Raw genomic sequence first — 23,493 nt, forward strand, 5'->3', positions numbered from 1 at the left:
GATTGTTTATCCACTTTGGCAAGAGGGTTATGCAATTCAAAATTAAATATTAAATATTAAAATTTAATAAAAGCAGTCTTGGCAAACATTCTGGCTATTGGCTTGATGAAAAGTACAGCGAGGGAGGCTTCACTCTTCTCTTTCTTAGCCTCTTTTAGTTTGTGCAACTTGCAGCACAGGAAATAGAGTTATGCTAATTTTTATGAAGATTTAATAATTGGGCGAGAACACGATGAGTCTGGAACTTTCTGCGTCGGTGAAATATTGGCTGAACTTCTTTCATCCGGTGATCATGTGGGCGCTATTAGTACTTTCAATTTATGCTGCCTACTTGGGGCTGCAACTACAGCGTACCAGAAATGCTCAGGGGGAAGAAAAGAAAGAACTGATTAAAGGTAGATATAACGTCAGACACTACCAAATCGGGTCTATACTCCTAGCTTTGATGGTAGTAGGTGCAATTGGAGGGATGGGTGTCACTTACATCAATAATGGCAAGTTATTTGTCGGGCCTCACCTGCTGGCAGGACTCGGTATGACGGGCCTGATTGCATTTTCTGCTGCTTTGTCTCCTTATATGCAGAAAGGAGCAAATTGGGCGCGTGCAACTCACATTCTGTTGAATTTTACCCTTTTGGGACTTTTTGCTTGGCAGGCTGTCACCGGCGTGCAAATTGTCCAAAGAATTCTCACTAAAGCATAGTAAGTAGTACTTTGTCATTTGTCATGAACTTTTGACAAATGACAAATGACTGTTGAATCACTGCTTTTGCTTGGAATTCTCTGGAAAGGGTATTTCTAAAGATTTATGAAAATCTTCCTGAACTTTGCGAGTTAAGCGGCGGGAGACTTGGCGGACAATTTGGTTAAGTAAGCGATCGCCTGTAGATTGAATTATAGACTTGGGTAATCGCTGAATAAACCGGGGAAAGTGCAAATAAACCATTAAATCCAATTCCCATTCAACCCTGGTAACCTCACCAACGCTAGTGCAAGCATCGTTTTCTATTAACTGTAGAGATGCCCGATAGTCTACGTCATAACCAGGCGGTTGGTAATCAGGAATGGGGATTGTACGGATGCGGTAAATACTCTCCTCTGGAGGCAACAATTCCAAACCAATTTTTGGTTCTACATCATAACCAAAAGCACCAAAACGACCAATTACTAAAGCGTAGCCGTTTTCCCCCAATGGTTGCACCTTCATAGGTTCAGCGCAACGCGAAAACCATGAGGAGTGAGCATTAAGATACTCAGCAACCTTTTCCACTGGGGCAGGCATTTCCATAAAATCTTGATAACGACCGGAAAACTTTGTGAGCGTCGCTACATTTGCTTCTATTAATGTGTCCTCGGCTTCTTCTTGGCTGGAGGCTACAGGTAAAACTGCTTCTGTTATTTCCCAGGATTTATATTCGCCTTTTCTTGAAAGCATAAATGCATTAATGTATACTTTGGCGTTCGTCTATATTAATAATTCCCCATGTGCCTGGGTGATTTCGCACTAAGATCCTATTTTGACTGAAACCTCATTAATCTGCCATCAGCTCCATAGAATTACTAAAATAAAGAACTGAACAAGCACACAATAGTTTCCCAGGATAGCATTTATCATGAAAGCATTTGTAGCAGGGGCAACGGGTGAAACAGGTCGCCGGATTGTGCAAGAGTTGATAGCGCGGAATATTCCCGTCCGAGCCTTGGTGCGGAATATAGAGAAAGCTAGGGGTATTCTGTCTCCTGAAGCCGAATTGGTAGTAGGCGACGTGTTACAACCAGAAAGTTTAAATGCTGCGTTGGGAGATAGCACAGTTTTGTTAGTTGCTACTGGGGCAAAACCTAGCTTTGACCCTACTGGCCCCTATAAAGTGGATTTTGAAGGGACTAAAAATTTAGTAGATGCTGCCAAGGCAAAGGGAATTGAGCATTTTGTCTTAGTGTCTTCTTTGTGTACTTCGCAGTTATTCCATCCACTGAACTTGTTTTGGCTGATTTTAGTGTGGAAAAAGCAAGCTGAAGAGTACATCCAGAAAAGTGGTCTTACCTATACCATTGTGCGCCCTGGTGGGTTGAAGAATGAAGATAATTCCGACGCGATCGTGATGCAGAGTGCTGATACACTTTTTGACGGTAGCATCCCCAGACAAAAAGTTGCCCAAGTTGCTGTTGAGGCGCTGTTTGAAGTAGATGCACGCAATAAAATTGTCGAGATTGTTGCCAAACCTGAAGCTACCTCCAAAACTTTTGGGGAATTATTTGCTAACGTCGCTTAATCAACCAGTGACGAGTTAGGGGTTAAAACTCTTATAGCGTGTCTTACTTGGATACACACGCGCTTTGGGAATAGCATTGCTGTGCCCCTACGAATAGACTGTATTGGATGGAAGTGAACTTTGCCAGAATGAGTTCGTCAATCATTGTTGTTAGCAAAGAGAGCAAATTTGAAGGAGTCGGACTCTGAAAGGCTTTGAATTCAAAGGTGTCGAAAAACTTATTGGCCCAATAGCCGCGCTTCTCGGCTTTGTGTATTTGTTGCAATGGTATATTGGAGACTTGCGATCGCCTTCTGATCCCATCTTTGCAGTTAAACAGCCGCCTTTGGTCATGAAAGAGGGCGACCCATATATCCGCGCTTTAATGCGAACTATCTCGGCAAGTGAGGCCAGTGGGAACCGCCCCTATTCGTTATTGTATGGTGGACAGCAAGTCAACGACCTTAGCCGACATCCTGAGATATGCGTCACAATTGTTACAGGCCCCAATACAGGTAATTGTTCCACAGCTGCTGGCAGATATCAAATTATCAACATTACTTGGTATCGTTTAGCGCCCCGTTATCACCCCAACCCTATGCAGATGGTGTTTTGGACTGCTTATAGTTTTGAGGCAGAATATCAAGATGTAGTCGTTTACCGTTGGTTAAATGATTCTAAAGTTTGGGGAACTGATATTTCTCAACTGTTGCGTCAGGGAAAGTTAAATGATGTTTTGCGGCGACTTTCTCCCACCTGGACAAGTCTAGGATATGGTATAGAAACTAATTCTGTTAGTAGCTCTTTACCTAAAATTTATCAGAAAATGTTGCAAGAGGAATTAACCCCAGCTAATCAACCAACAGCCCCGAATTTGACACCATCGCCAACTCCTTCTAACAATGCAGTAAAGAAGTTGCTAAAAAAGCAGTGATTTTATCCTAATTCTTAACTTGCTGCGGATAAAAAATCTTTGATATTCTCCACAAATATCAAGGGATTTTCAAAATGAATATTATGTCCAGCGTTCTTAATTATTTTTAGCTGGGCAAATTCACATAGTTTAGCCATTTCTGTATTAATAGATATAAATTTTTCATCATATTCACCAACTAGTAAGAGCACAGGAATTGTGTTCTCTTTTAGTTTTTCCCACAAAGAAGGTTGACATCCAGTACCCATGAAGCGTAACGATTTATCTAATTCATGTGGATTATTCTGCAAGCGATTTTCTATCATGCGATCGTATTCTGGCTGATTTTTTATATAACCAAAAATTGGTTGATTATACCAATTTGATAAAAAAGTTGCCAAATCGCTTTTTTCAACACTTCTTGTTAACTTTCTGCCTATTCGTGTATCAAGTTTAATGCGTTCTAATCGTTCTACTTCTGTTAGCAAACCAGGGGAAGCTGACTCTAGCACCACTTTATGAAAACGTTCTGGAAAATGAAGGGTGAGGTATAAAGCCAATCTCCCACCCATTGAGTAACCAACTAAAAAACATTTGGAAATTTTTAACTCATCTAAGAAGCTGATTAAAGCATGAGCAGTGTTTGCCATTGTGTAGTACTCGTCTCCACCCAAAACTTGAGTTTTGCCGTGTCCAGGAAGATCAAATATTAAATAAGAAAATTCGTCAAATAGGAATTTTATGGCTTCATCAAATTCATTGATATTACCCATAAAACCGTGCAGAAAAAGAATCAGTGGTTTATTTAATCTGTCAATGAAAGAATAGTGAAAATGATATTTTTCTAGTAGGATCATAGTCTAGCTAATCACTATCACGGCTGCATATTATATTAAAGTCTGGTTGGTTACAAGATTGATCATCTAGGGTTTTAACGAGAATGGATAGCTTACCGCCATAGGCATCACATTTTCGATCATTGGCAAGATAGGTAAGACAAAATATCCCCGGTTTAATATAGTTTAGAGGGTATATTTACCACCATGCAATTGCTTTAAAACTGCCTAAACCATCAGTTATGACTGTGAGATACTTGTGTTAAGTTTGGCATAAAAAAATTTATGCCTGAGCCAATACATCAAATCTCGTATCTCTACAAAATGTCTTGTCGTGCTAGTTAATTTTTTATTTTTCTAATTCTTAAGGTAAAAACCGATCTAAAGCAGCTTTTAACTGTTTAATTTCAACGTCAATATTACCCTCTTGTGCAGCTCTACCAATACACTCAGTTAAATGTTCATCCAAAACAATTCGCGCTACCCTATCTAATGCGCCTCGCACTGCGGCAATTTGCAGTAGAACATCAGGACAAGGGCTATTTTGCTGCACCATTGTTTTAATACCCCGAACATGTCCTTCTATCCGCGATAATCTATTGGCAATTCGCCGTAACGACTCTTCGCTATGGATGTGAGGATGAGCCGGCTCTCCAGTCCCATGAGTATGATCTGTATGCTCGTGGTTTGTATCGTGATGGTGGGAATGTTCTGCTTGCTGGGATTGTGGCAAAAATTCCTTGCCTAATCGGTTTGATCCATTCATGGGTTATCAAAAGACTTTTATTACTAAGATCCTAGCCTAGTATTCGACCAACCCAAAACCAAAATTTCTGGGTGAAGGTGGGTCCCATTCACCCTAACTTTACTACTGACGATTGGCTCTTTCTTGGGGAATAATTTCTGTTACTACCCTACCGCTAGAACTACCGCCTTTGACAACAATATTTTCTGTTTGCAGATTACCAACGGCTGTTTCACCCGTAAAATTTAACTGTGGATCAACTTGTCGATAAACGACATTTCCCTGAGCTTCAACTAACTTATTGTCTAAATACCAAGTTAATGTATTAGATTTCAAAGACTGGCGACGCTGACCAATGGCGTTAACATTACCTGTTAAATAAACCGTTTTTTGCGGTATTTTCATTTCACCTTGATTGGCGGTGACGGTAAGATTTTCGGCACGCTGGAACATCCGCACGGGGGAATTTGTAGTAACAGTTTCTGCCTTCATGTTCCAGGTCATAGAGTTGCTAGCTATTTGCACTGGTGGGTCTATTAACTCTAATTGAGCATTTTGTTTAATAGTGGCAATTTTCGTTTTTAAGTTGACTTCGGCAGATTTTCCCTTGCCGCGATCGCTAATTTTATTATCTTTGTAGCGATCAATTTCTATGGGGCGATCGCCAATCAGTTTTTCTTCTTTAATATTCCAAATCAAATGCTCGGTTCTTACTTGCATCTGGGGATCAGCGGAATTTGCTACTACCCCTCCAGAAAATTCCATGCGCTGTTCGCGGGTTTTGACTCGCGCTTCTTTCGCCACAGCTTGTAGTTGTTTATGACTACCGTTAATTTGGTTGCGAACAATCAACAAATCTTCTTTGGGACGCCATTCTAATTCATTGCCTTGCAACACAATTCCATTGCTTGGGTCTGTGGCAAATATCTTACCTTTAAGAAACAACTGCTTCCCATCTTGTTCAATGTCTGCAACATCTGCCTTGATTTGGTAAACTACTTTGCCATCTTGGTATAGTTCACCATAAGGGCTTTCAGCTTGGCCAATTTGTTTTTCTTTGGTATATTTTGCGGTTTTAGCCCGGACTTTCCAAATCGGTCTTCCGACTTCATCAGCTTGTTCTAGGGTGACATCAAAGAAAGTTAAATTACTATCTTGATCAGATGAATCCACAGTATTTTGTTGATAAGCTGGCGGGGATTTACCTCCGCAGCTAAGTAAACCAAATACCAAGAACAAGGTCAAAGGTAAAATAAGAAAAGAGGGAGTGGAGGAGAAATTTTGAATTTTTCTCTTTCCTAGTCTCCCCTTTTGATCAAATTGATACGGCATTATTCTTGGATTTCTAGGTGTCCATCACTAGTTCTGGGGTCTTCCAAAAAACCGATACCAGATAAAGGTCGGTATGGATAGCTTTGGCGAGGGGTTTTTTGAATATCCTCTTTGATGGCTTCTAAATCAATGTAGCGATCGCTTACATTAATTAAGCTGTCGCTGGTCATTGATCGCAAGCTTACTACTTCTACCCGCACGCCGCGATAGCTGACTGAATTTACCGCATATGCCAAATCTCCATCACCGCTGACTAAAACTGCGGTATCATAAGAATCGACTAGCGCCATCATGTCTACTGCTATTTCTACATCCAGGTTAGCTTTTTTAGAGCCATCTGGTAGCTGGACTAAATCCTTAGCAATGACCCGATAGCCATTGCGACGCATCCACAGCAAAAACCCCTGTTGCTTCTCGTTTGTCCGGTCTACACCAGTGTAGAAAAAAGACCGCAGTAATCTAGAACCTCCAGTTAATCGACACAGTAGCTTCGTGTAATCGATTTCAATCCCTAGTTGTAGTGCAGCATAAAATAGATTTGAGCCATCAATAAATATGGCGACCCGACCCCGATTCTCCAAAACTTGTTCTGGCGTAAATATTGAATCGGTTTCAAAATTATTCAACATCATTGTGATACCTCAATTTTTATCCCTGTTATTTTTGATACAAATTACCAACTTTTAGATGCTAGTCACAGCGGCTTATGATAATGTTCCGGGGCTAATTTAAGTTCAGCCCCGATAAATTTTTTGAGAAAATAAGAAATTGAACAAAATCAGACTTTGATAAGGACTAATCGTTTTTTGGGAGTTCTATTCGCTTAAAAATTGGTTGGGGTGTACCCAACTGTTGTTTACTGGATAGTATCCCCCATGTAGCATGGATAGCAAAAGGAGCGGTAATTGAACTTTGTATTTGATCGTTAAAGTTTATTCCGAAGCCTAGCTGCTGATAAATATCGCTACTGATGTTCGGAATAATTGGGGATAGCAGATAAGCTGCTAGTCTAACTGATTCTAGAACTGCGTAGAGAACTTTTTCCACCGACTCCTGCTGTCCCTGTTTATATAATGACCAAGGAGCTTGTTCATCAATAAACTTATTACTGGCTTGCACCAGTGAAAGGATAGCCCCGCAGGCTTGATTGAAAGCTAGCTCCTCATAGGCTTTTTCCACCTGTTTCCCTAGACGTAAACCAATTGTTTTTAAAGGATTTTCGTCAGGAATCCCTTCATTGCCGATTGATGGGACATGATTCTCTGCGCAGTATTTCTTCACCATGTTCAAAGTGCGATTGAGCAAATTACCTAAGTCATTTGCCAAATCTGCATTCAAAACATTAATGAACCTAACTTCATTAAAATCTCCATCCTTGCCAAATTCGATTTCCTTAAGGAAGTAATAACGAACGGCATCACTACCATAGCGCTGAACTAGGGCTATAGGATCAAGGGTATTACCCAGACTTTTACCCATCTTCTGCCCATCTTTGGTCAAAAAGCCATGCCCAAATACTCGCTCTGGCAAGGGTAAGCTAGCCGACAACAGCATTGCTGGCCAGTAAACTGCATGGAAGCGCAGAATATCTTTACCAATTAGGTGCAAGTTAATCGGCCACCATGTTTCTAAAGCATTTGCTAAAGTCGGTTCTGCATCTGGTTCTAGTAATGCCGTTACATAACCCAGCAGCGCATCAAACCAGACATAAAGGGTGTGCTTGGGATCAACTGGTACGGGAAAACCCCAATCTAGATTCACCCGTGAAATAGAAAAGTCTTGCAGCCCTTGATTGACAAAGCTGAGGACTTCATTACGCCGACTTTCTGGTTGAATAAAATCCGGTCTAGATTGATAGAATTCTGTCAGATGATTTTGATATTTGGATAAGCGGAAAAAATAGTTTTGTTCGTCTCGCCACTCAACTTCTTTGTTAGTATGAATCGGGCAACGATGTCCTTCTAGCAGATCCCGTTCTTCTTTGAATTCTTCGCAGGATACGCAGTACCAGCCTTTTTGTTGTCCCTGGTAGATATCACCAGATTTCCAGACTCGCTCAAAGAATTCTTTGACGATCGCTTCATGACGAGGTGCAGTAGTTCGACTAAAGCGATCGTATTGAATGTCTAGTAACTGCCATAAATTCACGAAACTAGGGACAATTTCATCGCAAAACTCTTGTGGTGCTTTGCCTAAACTTTCTGCCGATCGCTGAATTTTTTGCCCATGTTCATCTGTACCAGTAATTAGTAATACCTGATGCCCCAGCAGCCTCTGAAATCGCGCTACTACATCTGCTGCGATCGTCGTATAAGCACTGCCTATATGGGGGACATCGTTTACATAATATAGGGGTGTCGTTAGTGCAAATGTCTTTTCTGTTTTATTCACTAGATTCATGCAAAATAAAAATTAACTTATTAAAAAGTTTTACACGTTACTTTGATTGGCAAAACCACGCAATTATACAATATTATTCCTATTTTTTCCAATAATACCTTAATACTAGCAAACTTATCAGACCAAGAATTGTTTTGTAATGTGCATCAATTCAACTCATTTTTACTAAAAGATGAAAATTAACTAATCATAATTTTTTTGAATACTTTCTATTAGATATTATTGTGATCAAAAATACAAAACCGAAAAAGCAGAAAAACTTGCTACTTTTGTAGATTAGACATTTCTATCTTAAGACGGTCATGGCAATAGTAAAGAAATGTAAAAATTAAATTAAGTTAAACCGCCATATTTACCGGAAAAATATATTGATTAGGTATGAGTCGAAATAGCCCCCTGGAGATTTCTCGCGCTTTCCTGGCGGCGCTTTCAACCCAAATGTTTCGTTATTATGAGGATCGCATTCCCCAGGATGCCAGCGTGTTGGTAGTCAGCAATCACCGCAGCTTTATGGATGCATTTATTTTAATGGCGGCGTTATCGAGTCCGATTCGCTTTGCTTGCCATCACTATATGGGACAAGTGCCAGTAATGCGGGAGATTGTCACCGGTCAATTGGGGTGTTTTCCTTTGGAAGAAACTCAAAACCGCCAGCAAAGCTTTTTTTCGCAGTCACAGTTGCTATTGCAGTCCAAGCAGATGGTGGGAGTATTTCCAGAAGGGACTGAACCAATGGTGAAATTTACTCAGCCAAACCAAGTAGGTGAGTTTCAGCGAGGATTTGCCCATTTGGCATTGCGAGCGAATGTGCAGGATCTAGCTATTTTGCCGATCGCGATCGCCTCCTTAGACGAGGTAAACACTTCTGGTTTCCCCTTAAGGTTTTTGAGTTTATTTGACCCTTCAGAACCTTTATTTAATCAAGCTGGCTGGCATCCTCTGGTAATTTATCGTCGGGTTGCGGTGTTAATCGGTCGCCCTTATTGGATTACGCCCCAACATCAGCAAAAATATCACGGCAAGCAAGCCAGAACTGTTGTGGCTGAACTGACAGAACACTGTCATGGTGAAATTAGTACCTTACTGCGTCAAGGTTGCTATTAAAGCCATTCGATTTTGAATTTTGGATTGTCTCCAAAGCTTTCATTAGCTTGCTCTGAGACCTTTTTTGTTTTTGCTCAAAAGTACCGAAGCTAGCAAAAGCAACAATCAGCAGTCCAAAAGTTTTATACCATTGACTAATGACTAATGACTAATGACCAATGACTATCTCAGAAGTTGAGCTAAACCCTTGTTTCCTGACTCCTAAACGAGTACAGCCAGAGTATCCGCTGTTGGTATATTTGCCAGGAATGGATGGAACTGGTCAACTATTGCGATCGCAAACCGCTGGATTAGAAACTGGCTTTGATGTCCGTTGTTTGGCGATCCCACGCCAAGACCTTAATACTTGGGATGTGCTAGCTAAGAGTGTATTGGACTTAATCCACGCCGAATTAGAAAAAAGTTCTCAGAGGCCAGTTTACCTGTGTGGTGAGTCGTTTGGTGGTTGCTTGGCAATGAAAGTAGCAATCCAAGCACCGCATTTATTTAAGCGAATTATTTTAATTAACCCAGCTTCTGCCTTTCGTCTTCGCCCTTGGTTGAATTGGGCATCCCAACTAACTTACTTGGTGCCATCCGAGTTGTATGATGTTGGCGCACTGGGGTTGTTGCCATTTCTAGCATCTTTGCCACGAATTTCTCGGAGCGATCGCCATGAACTGCTGAAAACTATGCGTTCTGTCCCGTCAGAAACCGTTCTTTGGCGGTTGTCTTTACTACGAGAATTTGATGTAGATGACGAGAAATTAGGTCGCTTAACTCAACCAGCTTTGCTGATTGCCGGTGGTAGCGATCGCCTTTTGCCTTCTGTAACTGAAGTGAAGCGGATAGCTAATATCTTACCAAACACCAAAATTGTGGTGTTGCCGAATTGTGGACATGCTTGTTTGCTAGAGGAAGACATTAATCTCTATGAAATTCTTAAAGATAATGACTTTTTAGAAAGTAATGCTGATATGAGTACGGGGCTAGAGGTGAGACGATAGCCTACTAGTATTCCTAGAGGACAGAACAGCAAGGAACTTGACGTGCTGTAGTGGTCGGTATACCTTGGGGAAAAGTACCCAACGCTAATAATTGCACCTTTAACTACCAAAATGGTTCTTGGGTGTTCAATAATCTCAGTTTATAACAGCGCTTTTCAGCCGATGCTGGTGCTTTGTCTCTGTCTTTCATTGTCTTGCTAGATCAAACGCGGGAATTAGATATAAATCGAGTTTTGGCGTATTTGGGAACACTCACCCTTGAGCAATATGTTCCTATTATGACCGATTAAGATAGTAGTTTGGATAATAAAATAGTTAATCTTAAACTGATATTTACGTTTATAGAGGGATGTAAAGCCGCTCATATTTCGCTACAAGTTTAAATAGAGAGGCTTTACAAGATGGTGTCAAGCAATGGCAGACAAACCCCAAAAAATAGAGGTGAATAAATCTGTTAATTCACCCAGAGAAACTTCAGAAGTAAATATCCAAGCTCAATCATCAGTAGAAAATGAACCGTCTATATTAGAGTCTTTTCTTACAAATGTTGCTCAGACTGGCAAAGCAGTTTTAGACACAGCAGTAGGGGTGGGAGAAGCGACGGCGAAACAAACACACAAGTTAATTGAGCAAACAACTCAAACCAGCGGTCAGGTTGTGAATCGCCTCAGCGAAAATTGGTTGATTAGAAAACTATCTGGAGTATTAAATCTAAATTGGCTGATTGGTAATACTGACGCTGTTGATTTGGAAAAAGCAGAAGCTGCGGTAAACAAGCTCAAGCAACAGTATCCAAATGAATCACCCAGCCAGATTGCTCACCGAATCATGTTGGAAAAAGCGACTCAAGCAGGCACAGTTGGACTAGCTACTAGTATTTTGCCAGGAGTAGCAGTGGCGTTGTTGGCAATTGATTTAACAGCGACAACAAAATTGCAGTCAGAAATGCTTTATCAAATTGCATTTGACTATGGGCTAGATTTAAAAGATCCTGCCCGTAAAGGCGAAATTTTAGCAATTTTTGGTCTGGCTTTGGGTGGAGGGCGTCTTTTGAAAGCTGCGGGATTAGGCTTGCTGCGAAATGTGCCGTTTGCAGGTGCAGCGATCGCAGCTAGTTCAAATGCGACGATGATTTATTCATTGGGATATGCTGCTTGTCGATTTTACGAAGCCAAGCTAGATGAATCAACTTCGCTTACATCGCCACAGACAATAGCAACATTGAAAGCTGAAAGTGAAAAGTATCTAGAAACTGCGATCGCTCAAGAAGCAGTCATGGATCAAATTTTAGTTCACATGATCCTCGCTAGTCATCCAGAGAAGACTTTGCAAGAAATTTTGCCAGAATTACAAGCTGTAAATCTTAGTAATAACTCATTGGATGCCATTGCCCAAAATATCAAATCACTTAAGTCTTTAGATATATTACTCAATCAGCTGAATCGTGATTTTGCCATACCCTTGCTGGCTCAATGTTACAAAATTGCCCAGCTTGACGGTAAGACTACACCAGTTGAGCAACATATAATGACAGCGATCGCCAGCAAATTTGACATTGATACAAATGCAATTGAGTCATTGGTCATTGGGCAGAGGAGGTAAAAGAGTGGAATTCTCAGCGGAGTTCACGAGTATATAAAGACAGAATTAGCCTTTTAAAGGTGATTCAAAAGGTTGAATGATCCCCACTCCCCTCAGCCTGAAACAAGAATTTTGAGCAATACTGGTACAAGTAGGAATATTTACACAAAATCCCAACATGACAATTCAACCTAGTGATAAGCCTTTGCTAGAGTGGGCAGGCGATAGTTTGGCAATTGGATTATTTGAAGATGCAGTAGAGTTAACTGGAGAATTGGCAACTTTAGATCAAAAGTTTTCCGGGGTTTTAAAAGAACTAATTGCTGAAGAAGAATTTAAAGGTAAAGCCAACAGTACCATCTTCACTCGTGTGAATCCTGGTAGCCCGGTGCGTAAATTGATTCTGGTAGGTTTAGGCAAACCAGATGCACTAAAACTCGATACTTTGCGACGCGCTGCTGCTGCTGTAGCCAGAGTGGCAAAAAAGCAAAAAAGCAAAATTCTGGGATTTAGTTTCCCATTGTGGAATAACGATCCAGCCGCAAGTGCCCAAGCGATCGCAGAAGGCGTAGAATTGGCACTTTACCAAGATAATCGTTTTAAATCAGAACCAGAAGATAAAGGTTCACAAATAGAAACCGTAGATTTACTAGGATTTGGTGGACAAGAAGCAGCCATCACCCGCGCCAATCAAATTGTCTCAGGGGTAAATTTGGCACGGCAGTTAGTGGCAGCGCCAGCCAACGCGGTAACACCAATTACTTTGGCCGAAACTGCTCAAGCGATCGCTAAAGACTACGGTTTACAAGTAGAAATTCTGGAAAAAGAAGACTGTGAAAAGTTGGGTATGGGTGCATTTTTGGGAGTAGCGCAAGCTTCCGAGTTGCCCCCTAAATTCATTCACCTGACTTACAAGCCAGAAGGTACACCCAAAAAGAAACTAGCAATTATTGGCAAAGGTGTAACCTTCGATTCCGGCGGACTCAACATTAAAGGTGCTGGTAGCGGCATCGAAACCATGAAAATTGATATGGGCGGTGCAGCTGCTACCTTGGGTGCGGCAAAAGCAATTGCTCAAATTAAGCCAGATGTTGAAGTTCACTTCATCTCGGCGGTGGCTGAAAATATGATTAGCGGTCGTGCTATGCACCCTGGAGACATACTTACAGCATCAAACGGCAAAACAATCGAAGTGAACAACACCGACGCTGAAGGACGTTTGACCCTAGCAGATGCCTTGGTGTATGCCGACAAATTAGGATTAGATGCGATCGTGGATTTAGCTACCCTAACCGGTGCTAACGTGATTGCCTTAGGTGAAGATATTGCTGGTTTGTACACTCCCGACGATGCTGTTGCTTCCCAGTTAGAGAAAGCCGCCCAAACCTCAGGAGAAAAGATTTGGCGGATGCCAATGGAAGAAAAATATTTTGAAGGGCTAAAATCTGGCATTGCCGACATGAAAAATACTGGCCCGCGTCCAGGTGGTTCCATTACCGCAGCCCTTTTCCTTAAGCAATTCGTCAAAGAAACACCTTGGGCGCACTTAGATATTGCTGGCCCAGTGTGGACAGATAAAGAAAATGGCTACAACGGCTCTGGGGCAACTGGCTACGGCGTTCGGACGCTAGTTAACTGGGTGCTGGAGATTGGGGAGTAGAGGAGGCAGGGGAGCAGGGAGCAGAGAGCAGGGGGAGATGAGGGGGACAAGGGGGACAAGGGAGAATTATTGAACAAGTTTCTTCCTTGTCTCCGCCCTCTTCCTTGTCTTTTCCCAATGCCCAATGCCCAATGCCCCATTCCCCATTCCCAATTCGTGCTATCTTGAGCTTGCCAGCAAAAATTGTTGCAATAGTAACAGAAGTAATTTGGCAGTCAGAAAGTTAAGCTTTTTCGGCAAAGCCATCTGGTAAAATTTATAAGGTTTCTAAAAGCTCTGAGCAATGGGATCGACTCGCGTACGGATCGCAATTGACGCAATGGGAGGGGATCACGCACCCGGTGAAATCGTTGCTGGCGCACTGCGAGCAAGGGAAGAATTGGGTGTAGATGTATTACTGGTTGGTGATCCCCAACAAATAGAAGCTGCCTTGCCGCCAAAAACGAATTTAGGGCAGATGGAGATCGTTCCTGCTGAGGAAGCGATCGCTATGGATGAGGAGCCTTTAAATGCAGTTAGACGCAAACGCAAGGCTTCTATCAATGTGGCGATGGATTTAGTCAAGCAGCAAAAGGCAGATGCCGTATTTTCTGCTGGCCACTCCGGGGCAGCTATGGCATCAGCTTTGCTCCGCTTAGGACGATTGCCGGGAATTGACCGCCCAGCCATTGGAACTGTTTTTCCGACAATTATTGCTGGTAAGCCAGTGTTGGTACTTGATGTCGGCGCGAATGTAGATTGCCGTCCGAAGTTTTTAGAGCAGTTTGCCGTCATGGGATCGGCTTACAGTCAATATGTCTTGGGTACAACCGAACCTAAAGTGGGTTTGTTGAATATTGGTGAAGAAGACTCTAAGGGCAATGATGCAGCCGTCCGCGCCCACCAATTACTACGCGAAAATTCCCAAATTAATTTTATTGGCAATGCCGAAGGGCGTGATGTGCTTTCCGGTCGCTTTGATGTGATTGTCTGTGACGGCTTTGTAGGAAATGTCTTATTAAAATTTGCCGAAGCAGTCGGAGAAGTGATTCTGCAAATTCTGCGGGAAGAATTACCCCAAGGATTGCATGGTCAAATCGGTTCAGCACTCTTAAAACCAAACCTGAAGCGGATTAAGCAGCGGATGGATCACGCAGAACACGGCGGCGCTTTGCTGTTAGGCGTGGCAGGAGTCTGTTTTATCGGTCACGGAAGCTCACAAGCTCCTTCAATTTTTAATGCAATTCGTATGGCCAAAGAAGCCGTTGACAACCAGGTGCTACAACGAATTCAGTCCCAATATATCCTAGAGCGCGAAAGCGGTTAGCGATTCAGTCATAAGTCATGAGTCATTTGTCATTTGTCATTTGCAAGGACGAAAGACAAAAGACAAGGGCAAGGGACAAAAGACAAAAAGCTGATAGCTAGGGAGATTAGGAGTGGAAAACGTAGGCATAGCAATTACCGGAAGTGGCTCGGCAGTACCAGCAACTTCCTTACACAATCAGACATTAACTGAACTAGTTGAAACATCAGACGAGTGGATAACTACAAGAACTGGAATTCGTCAACGGCGATTAGCATTGCCATCTGAGTCCTTGAGTGTACTCGCTACTGCCGCCAGCAGTCAGGCGATCGCAGCTTCGGGAATTAAACCAGAAGACCTAGACCTGATTCTGCTAGCGACTTCCACCCCTGATGATTTGTTTGGTAGTGCTTGTCAAGTACAGGCTCAATTGGGAGCCACCAACGCAGTAGCTTTTGACTTGACAGCAGCCTGCTCTGGTTTCGTGTTTGGTCTAGTTACAGCAGCCCAATACATTAGAACAGGTGTCTATAAAAATGTACTGTTGATAGGGGCAGATATCCTCTCCCGTTGGGTAGATTGGCAAGATAGGCGCACTTGTGTATTGTTCGGTGATGGTGCAGGGGCAGTAGTATTGCAGGCTTCTAAAAGCGATCGCTTGTTGGGATTTGCACTGAAAAGTGATGGGACTCAAAACCATCACCTCAACCTTGCCTATGCAGGCGCTTCTCAAGAACTACTCACTGGTGTAAATATCACCAAAGGCACTTACCAACCTATTACTATGAACGGCAAAGAAGTCTACCGCTTTGCTGTCCAGAAAGTGCCAGAAATCATTGATAAAGCCTTGTTTCAAGCCAACCTTAGTGTTGACAAAATAGATTGGCTGCTGTTGCATCAAGCCAATCAGCGGATTATCGATGCCGTCGCCCAACGCTTGAATGTCCCAGAACATAAGGTTATAAGTAATCTCGCTCAGTACGGCAATACCTCTGCTGCTTCCATTCCCTTAGCTTTGGATGAAGCAGTGCGGCAAGGTAAAATTAAACCTAATGATATTGTTGCTGCATCCGGCTTTGGTGCCGGTCTTACCTGGGGTGCGGCAATTTTTCAATGGGGAAGGTGAATATTTTGTCCTACCCTGCGGGAAGCCGCTGGCGCGTCTATGTCATTAGTCATTTATCCTTTGTTAATGACCAATAACTAATGACGAATGATCAATGTCCAATGACCAATGACTAATGACTAATGACTAAAACTGCATGGGTGTTTCCCGGACAAGGTTCTCAAGCACTGGGAATGGGAATTGATTTATTAGATATAGCCTCCGCTAAAAACAAATTTGCCCAAGCTGAGGAAATTTTGGGCTGGTCTGTAACAGAAATCTGTCAAAACGAAGAAGAAAAGTTATCACACACGCTATACACTCAGCCAATTCTTTATGTGGTAGAAAGCATTCTTGCTGACCTTCTCCGAGAACGTGGACACCAGCCAGATTTAGTTGCTGGCCACAGTTTGGGAGAATATTCTGCCCTTTATGTAGCGGGTGTCTTTGAGTGGTCGGCTGGTTTATATCTAGTAAAGCGTCGTGCAGAACTCATGGATAGTGCCGTTGGTGGGATGATGGCGGCTTTGATGAACTTTGACCGCGAACAGTTGGAAAAAGTCATTGCCCAAACGCCTGATGTGGTGCTAGCAAATGACAATAGTTCGGGTCAGGTGGTAATTTCAGGCACGATTGAGGCTGTACAAGCAGTGATGACTCAAGTTAAAGCAAAACGTGCTATTCCCCTAAAAGTTTCTGGAGCATTTCACTCACATTTAATAGCACCCGCGGCTACGGAATTCCAAGACATTTTAGAATCTGTGGAATTTCAGCCAGCTACTGTGCCAGTCTTGTCTAATGTAGAACCAATTCCATCTATTGATGCCGAGATTTTAAAGCAGCGCCTAAATAAACAAATGACTGGTTCTGTAAGATGGCGAGAAATCTCTCTGCAATTACCAGCTAACGGTATCCAACAAGTAATGGAAATTGGGCCTGGTAAAGTCCTAACTGGCTTGATTAAACGCAGTAGCCCTGACTTAATTTTAAAAAACATCCAGAGTGCTGCTGATTTACCTGTTTAGTTTTTTTATAACTTCATTTCAATTAAAATTCTGTACCCTCGTGCAGAGCAGAGTTAAAACTCAATTTGCCATTGTGGGTTTCTTCAACAATTTGACGTGCGATGTCTGACGAAAAGCCGCTGACGCTCCTTCGTCGCTACCGCTTCGCTAATGCGTCTACGCTAATCCTAATTCCGTCCTTTTTTTTGATAAATTCTGTTATCACCCCTCTACCGTTAAGTAACTAGGCGCAATTTTTACAGTTTTATCTTCGATTGATGTTGCAATTATAATATCGAAGCCATCTTTGAGGAATGGGAAAAATAAATTCTCATCAAGCTATGAAGTTAGCTTCTATCGGTAGGGTTACGACAAATTCAGTACCTTCGCCTGGTGTAGAATTTACCTCAATCACTCCTCCATGTTTTTCTGCAACAATCTGACGAGCGATCGCTAATCCTAATCCTGTACCCTTACCCACACCTTTTGTAGTAAATAAGTGGTCAAAAATCTTTTGTTTTACTTCTTCATTTATCCCATTACCATTATCAGCAATAGAAATTTTCACGCCTTGATTTGCTACTGAGGTTTTAATGATAATTCGGTTGGGATTGTCCTTAATTTCCTCAAAACTCCGTCCTGTATTTGATTCATCTAGCGCATCAATGGCATTGGCCATAATATTCATAAATACCTGATTTAGTTGCCCAGGGAAACAAAGAAACTGCGGCAAATTACCATAATCAGTTATAACTTCAATTGTTGGACGTTCTTCGTTTGCTTTAAGGCGATGTTTGAGAATTAAAATCGTACTGTCGATACCTTCATGGATATTAAACGGCACTTTGTAATCTTTATCAGCACGGGAGAAAGTTCGGAGACTGGTACTAATATTGTGAAGGCGATCGCACGCCATAGTCATTGAATCAATAATCTTGGGTAAGTCTTCTAAGCTATAATCCAAGTCAATTTCTTCAGCATGTTCTTTGATTTGATCATCGGGATTGGGAAGACTTGCTTGATATAGTTTTAAGTGTTCAACTATATCCGCAATGGTAGGTTTAGTTTGTTTGAGACTAGCAGCAATGAAGCCCAAAGGATTATTCATTTCATGGGCTACCCCAGCAACTAAATTACCCAATGCAGACATTTTCTCACTCTGAACCATTTGTAATTGTGCTTGTTGTAATTCTTCTAAAGCTTTTTTCAATTCTTGGGATTTTTGAATGACGGCGGCTTCGGCTTGTTTGCGTTCTGTGACATCTAACAACAAGCCATCCCAAATAATTGAGCCATCAGCTTGTTTAATTGGACGGGATGCAGCTTGAATCCATTTTAACTGACCAGAAAGGGTGATAATTCGTCCTTGATATAGCCAAGGCTCCAAGGTTTGAGCAGAAATGGTAATAGTCTCTTGATAACGCACCATATCCTCTGGGTGAGTCAGAGATATCAAACTGTTAGCATCAGCTACTGCCTGCTCTGATGGGACTTCGTAAATTTCATAACAACCGGTACTAACATAGCTTAACCTGGTGATACCATCTGGTAAAAGTTGGAATTGATAAATCATTCCCGGAACATTTTCCGCAAGGCGGTGAAAACGGGCTTCGGTGTCCTGTAAATTAGTGTATAATTGGGCATTTTCTAAGGATATTGCTGCTTGGGAAGAAAGTAAGTTAATAACGCTGAGGCGATCGCTAGTAAATACCCCTTGAGTTAGTTGATTTTCTAGGTAAAGAATCCCTACCAAATGCCCTTGATTAATAATCGGGGTACATAATACACTCTGAGGTTTTATTCGGTGCATATATTCCCCAATTACACCAGGAATATCTGTTTGCAAGTTATCGATCACAACTGTTTGTTGGGTATTTTTAACGTAATTGATAATTGTTATGGGAATATCTTGACAAGTATCTAGTGGTTGTGAATCAAGAATGGTTTGTATCGCAATCTGGGAATTTGATCCATGATTAATAAAGGTAGTTGCCCTAACTTGCCAAGTATCTCCTTGGGGAAGAATTAGTGCAGATTTTTTCGCGCCAGAGTTTTCTAGGATAATGCGGGTGAGGCTAGCAATGAGTTGATCTAATTCTAGAGAACTGGATATAGCTTGAGCGGCTTTAAGGACAGACGTAAAATCCAGACCATCAGAAATACAAGTGCTGTCAGTGCTAGAACTACGAGTAGATGAGGAAGTACCACGAAAGCTAATAGTTTCTAGAGGGTTAAGGTTAATTCGTTGTTGTTCCAAGATGGGTTGAAGCAGTTGGGGATAGCGCTTTTCTAAGTCATTAGTTTTGGCTTTTGCGCCCCAACGAGCGTAGCAGTAGTATGCTTCTTGCATATATGCTTGAGCGACTTTTTCTTTACCCCAGTCGAGGTAGAATTTGGCTGCTAATTCGTTGCTAAGTGCTTCTTCTTGGATGTAGCCGTTGGCTTTGGCAAGGGAGATGGCGCGATCATAATATTCCATCGCCTTGAGCTTATCTCCCATTACCCGCGCTGTTTCTGCCTCAACTAAGTCGTACTTGTGCTGAAAATTAACAGGAGCATAGCCAGCCCAATAGTGCATGAGTTTTTGGTTGGTAATTACCTGATTTAACCAACATTCTTGCTGATTCTGTTCGCGATCGCAGCTAGAATAATTTGCAAGTAAGCACAAAGAGTAGTACAAGTTATGTGCCACAACTAATAGTAGACCAAAGGCTCCATCCATATACTCAGTGGCTTTTTCTGCATTGCTTGCAGCCTGTTCATACTGGTCAAAGGTATAAAGAATAGCTGTTTTGGCAAGATAGATGGCAAATAGTGACTGATGATTGTGGGTGTTGTGGAGATGTGGCAACATTCCTGTCTCATCAAAATCAATACCAGTCAGGTAATATTGGTGAGAGGATTGTCCGAGTAAATTTAAGGTGACTTGCCTCCAAATTTTGGCATAATCAACACAATGTTTTTGTTTAAATTTTAAAAGTAGATCGATATATTTTGCTTGCCTTTCTTCAATAGTATCTAGAGTTTCTCCAATTAAAAATAAATGCGTACATTCAGCCATCATTGAATAGCTAGCATGTTCGATATCTCCAACTTCTAGCCCACACTGGATACTTTGTCGTAAAGCTGTGAGTGTATTTCGACCATGCTCCTTGTAAGCACAGATAAAAACACCAAAAATCATATAAATTTTTGAACTGATTTCTTTACTCTGGTATTGTTCTAGTAGCTTTAAAGCTATTTGACTTGAGTAATAAGCGGTATCGACATCTCCGATTACAGCACAAAGAAATACACCATAACTTCCATAGGCGAAAGCAGCCAAAGATGAATGTCCCTGTTCAAGACAAAGATGAAGCTTTGTCAGTGCTACTGACGGAAACATATCCGGTTTGACATGATGAACAGGAGGTGTAATGCTAATCAGCAACCGCAGTGCAGCTAGAGATTCCAGATTGGTCATTTCTGGAATATCAGCTAACTTTGTTAAAGTTGGTAGTTGAGCTAAACGATTCTCCTGTTCTACATCAGTTGACCTCAACGAAATGTTTAACTGCTCCAGTGCTTTTAACCCTGTTTCAATGGCCTTAACTTGCTGATCTTGGGCAATATAAATCTGAACTTTGAGTTCATAAGCTTTAATTCTGTCCAACATTTGCGTAGTTTGCTGCAAGATAAGGTCTGTCAGTTTGATAGCCTCTTCAAAGCTAGTATTTAAGTATTCTGCTTTTGCTGCATCTTCATACAGCGCTAGGGTGAGATCGTAATGACTTTGCCAGCTATCTGCTGTTAGCAGTTCCATTCCTAGCGTTAGATACTCAATCGCAGCAGTGTAGGCAGTGGCAGCTATAGCTTTCCGTCCAGCTAACAGATTTAACTGAGCTAGTTGATCTCGTTCTATCTGTTGAGTAATTAACCCTAACCCCAGGTTCAATTGACTAACAATTTGAAATATTTTCTCTTCTTTTTCGCTTTTAGAAATATTATTTAACAGGATCTGACCAAGTTTTAAGTGAGTAGTCTGCTTCTGAGCTTCTGGAATCAAAGAATAAGCAGCTTGTTGAACGCGATCGTGTAAAAATTTATATATTGGGACTTGGAAATTGGAATTTAAAGGCTTTGATTCAGAATCCTGCCCACTGTGTTGAAAGAATTTATAAACATCACCAGTAGTTAAAAGTAACCCTTCTTCCAAAGCTTTCCACAAATCAGCAGCCGTTTCAATTTCCGATGATTCCGAAACAATTGCCAAGGTTGCTAAATCAAATTGATTGCCAATACAAGCAGCTAACTGTAAGATATTTTGAGTTGATTGTGGCAATCTTTGTAGTTGAAATGCCATAAAGGCAACAACATCATCTGTAACCGCTAGAGTCGTAAGTTGTGCAATGTCACATTCCCAAAAGCCTGATTCAAAGTTAAATTGGATCAGCCTATCTTGATGTAATACTTTGATAAACTGTGTAGCAAAAAATGGATTACCTTGAGTTTTTTGAGATACAAGTAGGGAAAGAGGCAACGCTAAATCCTCAGAACACTTAAGTGTGTCAGCAATTAACTGATTCACTTGTCTTTGACTTAGTGGTGCCAATGTAATTGTATTAATAGTTGCTTGTGTTTTTTCAATTTCACCCAAGGTCAATATTAACGGATGTGCTTTTTTGACTTCATTATCACGATATGCACCAATTAATAAAAGATGTCCTGTATCAGCCATTAATAACTGCATTAACTTCAGCGATGCTAAATCTGCCCATTGTAAATCATCTAAAAACATCACTAATGGATGTTCGGCAGTGGTAAAAACTTGGGTAAACTTTTGGAATATTAAATTAAATCTAATTTGTGCTGCATTTTCTGATAATTCTGGAGGCGATGGTTGTTGACCAATAATTCTTTCTAATTCTGGGATGACTTCAATAATTACTTGTCCATTTTCACCCACAGCCTCTAATATTTTGCTTTTCCATTGCTGGATTTGTCCATCACTTTCTGTTAATAGTTGCTTCATGAAATCCCGAAATGCTTGCACCAATGCACTTAAGGGAATCTTCCGTTGAAATTGGTCAAATTTTCCTTTGATAAAATAACCGCGTTGTCTAACAATCGGTTTATGAATTTCATTAACAACCGCAGTTTTACCAATACCAGAAAAACCAGCTACCAGCATCATTTCTGTTGCACCAAGGCTAACTCTTTCAAATGCTTGGAGTAGGATTTCTATCTCTGTTTCCCGTCCATAAAGTTTATCAGGGATAATAAAGCGATCGCACACATCCCGTTGGGCAATTGGGAAACTTTTAATTTCACCAGTTTCTTGGATTTGAGATAAACAATTTTCTAAATCAAATTTCAGTCCCAATGCACTTTGATAGCGGTCTTCAGCATTTTTCGCCATCAATTTCATCACGATGTTACAGAGAACTTGGGGAATAGGAAAAGAAACCTCACCCCAACCCTCTCCTTGGCATGGAGGGGGAGCCAAAGGCGAGCGAGGTTTATTCATATTTGCTGGAAGTTTTGCTAAATGGCAATGTACCAACTCCATCGGATCATTTGATTGAAACGGTAATTCTCCCGTCAATAATTCGTAAAAAGTCACACCTAAAGAATAGAAGTCAGCTCGGTAGTCAATTCCTCGATTCATTCTTCCTGTCTGTTCAGGAGAAATATAACTAAGCGTCCCTTCTAATACATTAGGATTCATCAGTGTTTGACTTTCCCGCGGTAATAGGGATGCAATACTAAAGTCAATTAATTTAACTTGTTTGGTTTCTGGATTAATTAGAATATTGGCGGGTTTAATATCTTTATGAATAATCCGAGCGCAATACAAGATATCTAAGGTATTGCAAAGTGCGATCGCTATCTGTAAAAACTCCGTGAGATTTCGTAGGTTTTCCCCTGTTCCCCATTCTTTAAGAGAAATTCCACCAAAGTCTTCCATCACCAATGCATAGCTATTTTGATACGGTTCTAGGCTATAAGTTTGGATGATTAGAGGAGAATTGATATTTTTGGTAATGGTGTATTGATTGCGAAACTGCACCAGTTCACTAAAACTTGGATAAGGATTTTTCAACAGTTTAATTACCACAGGTAAAGAGTCAGTTTCTCGATAACCGCGATAAACTATGGTTCTCGAACCATTATAAAGTTGTTCGTTAACTTGATATCCGGGAATAGTAACTAGAGTGGTAACCATATTGCTAAATCCTGACGATTTACAGATTTAGTATTCCCAGATGGGTGAAGCAATTCATAATTTAAAAGAATATCAAACAATAAAT

At 41.3% G+C, this 23,493-nt stretch carries 17 protein-coding genes; 10 read left to right on the plus strand and 7 right to left on the minus strand.

What is annotated here, in order from left to right; genetic code table 11:
- The first annotated feature begins 232 nt into the window (after window positions 1-232).
- Window positions 233-703 (plus strand): DUF4079 domain-containing protein, encoded by a 471-nt coding sequence (locus F8R90_RS03315; protein WP_196509552.1) that lies wholly within the window; start codon window positions 233-235, stop codon window positions 701-703.
- Between the two features lie 57 nt (window positions 704-760).
- Here F8R90_RS03315 and F8R90_RS03320 read toward each other — a convergent pair whose 3' ends face one another.
- Window positions 761-1,435, minus strand: coding sequence for a DUF1997 domain-containing protein (locus tag F8R90_RS03320; RefSeq protein WP_196509553.1), 675 nt, complete (start codon window positions 1,433-1,435; stop codon window positions 761-763).
- 178 nt (window positions 1,436-1,613) lie between these two features.
- On the opposite strand from F8R90_RS03320, the gene F8R90_RS03325 reads away from it, so the two are divergent.
- On the plus strand, window positions 1,614-2,273 hold the full coding sequence (locus tag F8R90_RS03325; RefSeq protein WP_190896812.1) for an NAD(P)H-binding protein: 660 nt from the start codon (window positions 1,614-1,616) through the stop codon (window positions 2,271-2,273).
- A 220-nt stretch (window positions 2,274-2,493) separates the two neighbouring features.
- Window positions 2,494-3,186, plus strand: coding sequence for a glycoside hydrolase family 24 protein (locus F8R90_RS03330; RefSeq protein ID WP_196509581.1), 693 nt, complete (start codon window positions 2,494-2,496; stop codon window positions 3,184-3,186).
- A gap of 14 nt (window positions 3,187-3,200) precedes the next feature.
- Here F8R90_RS03330 and menH read toward each other — a convergent pair whose 3' ends face one another.
- The 5 genes from menH to metG form a co-directional block, all read right to left on the minus strand.
- Window positions 3,201-4,022: a 2-succinyl-6-hydroxy-2,4-cyclohexadiene-1-carboxylate synthase gene (gene menH, locus F8R90_RS03335; protein WP_230966072.1), complete on the minus strand. Its 822-nt coding sequence runs from the start codon at window positions 4,020-4,022 to the stop codon at window positions 3,201-3,203.
- Between the two features lie 343 nt (window positions 4,023-4,365).
- Complete coding sequence (locus F8R90_RS03340) at window positions 4,366-4,767, minus strand: metal-sensing transcriptional repressor (RefSeq protein ID WP_196509554.1); 402 nt, start codon at window positions 4,765-4,767, stop codon at window positions 4,366-4,368.
- A 102-nt stretch (window positions 4,768-4,869) separates the two neighbouring features.
- Window positions 4,870-6,078, minus strand: a complete 1,209-nt coding sequence (gene lptC / locus F8R90_RS03345) for an LPS export ABC transporter periplasmic protein LptC (RefSeq protein ID WP_230966073.1) — start codon at window positions 6,076-6,078, stop codon at window positions 4,870-4,872.
- Window positions 6,078-6,707 (minus strand): LabA-like NYN domain-containing protein, encoded by a 630-nt coding sequence (locus F8R90_RS03350; protein ID WP_041565095.1) that lies wholly within the window; start codon window positions 6,705-6,707, stop codon window positions 6,078-6,080. Before F8R90_RS03350 ends, lptC begins: the two co-directional genes overlap by 1 nt.
- A gap of 166 nt (window positions 6,708-6,873) precedes the next feature.
- On the minus strand, window positions 6,874-8,478 hold the full coding sequence (metG, locus tag F8R90_RS03355) for a methionine--tRNA ligase (protein ID WP_196509555.1): 1,605 nt from the start codon (window positions 8,476-8,478) through the stop codon (window positions 6,874-6,876).
- 378 nt (window positions 8,479-8,856) lie between these two features.
- Between metG and F8R90_RS03360 the strand changes: the two genes are divergently transcribed.
- From F8R90_RS03360 to fabD, 7 genes are all read left to right on the plus strand, one after another.
- Entirely contained in the window at window positions 8,857-9,582 is a 726-nt protein-coding gene (locus tag F8R90_RS03360) for a lysophospholipid acyltransferase family protein (protein WP_196509556.1), read from the plus strand.
- A 158-nt stretch (window positions 9,583-9,740) separates the two neighbouring features.
- Complete coding sequence (locus tag F8R90_RS03365) at window positions 9,741-10,568, plus strand: alpha/beta fold hydrolase (protein WP_196509557.1); 828 nt, start codon at window positions 9,741-9,743, stop codon at window positions 10,566-10,568.
- A 414-nt stretch (window positions 10,569-10,982) separates the two neighbouring features.
- Window positions 10,983-12,170 (plus strand): EcsC family protein, encoded by a 1,188-nt coding sequence (locus tag F8R90_RS03370; protein WP_196509558.1) that lies wholly within the window; start codon window positions 10,983-10,985, stop codon window positions 12,168-12,170.
- Window positions 12,171-12,327: 157 nt separating this feature from the next.
- Entirely contained in the window at window positions 12,328-13,809 is a 1,482-nt protein-coding gene (locus F8R90_RS03375; protein ID WP_196509559.1) for a leucyl aminopeptidase, read from the plus strand.
- Window positions 13,810-14,092: 283 nt separating this feature from the next.
- Entirely contained in the window at window positions 14,093-15,115 is a 1,023-nt protein-coding gene (plsX, locus tag F8R90_RS03380) for a phosphate acyltransferase PlsX (RefSeq protein ID WP_190896829.1), read from the plus strand.
- A 112-nt stretch (window positions 15,116-15,227) separates the two neighbouring features.
- On the plus strand, window positions 15,228-16,220 hold the full coding sequence (locus tag F8R90_RS03385; protein ID WP_196509560.1) for a beta-ketoacyl-ACP synthase 3: 993 nt from the start codon (window positions 15,228-15,230) through the stop codon (window positions 16,218-16,220).
- 122 nt (window positions 16,221-16,342) lie between these two features.
- Window positions 16,343-17,224: an ACP S-malonyltransferase gene (gene fabD, locus F8R90_RS03390; protein ID WP_196509561.1), complete on the plus strand. Its 882-nt coding sequence runs from the start codon at window positions 16,343-16,345 to the stop codon at window positions 17,222-17,224.
- Between the two features lie 313 nt (window positions 17,225-17,537).
- Here the strand turns inward: fabD and F8R90_RS03395 are convergent, their stop codons facing one another.
- The gene (locus F8R90_RS03395) at window positions 17,538-23,408 is read right to left on the minus strand and encodes a trifunctional serine/threonine-protein kinase/ATP-binding protein/sensor histidine kinase (protein ID WP_196509562.1); all 5,871 of its coding nucleotides are present in this window, start codon (window positions 23,406-23,408) and stop codon (window positions 17,538-17,540) included.
- Between the last annotated feature and the right edge of the window lie 85 nt (window positions 23,409-23,493).

This window comes from Nostoc sp. NZL, assembly GCF_015714705.1.
Lineage (GTDB): Bacteria > Cyanobacteriota > Cyanobacteriia > Cyanobacteriales > Nostocaceae > Nostoc > Nostoc foliaceum_A.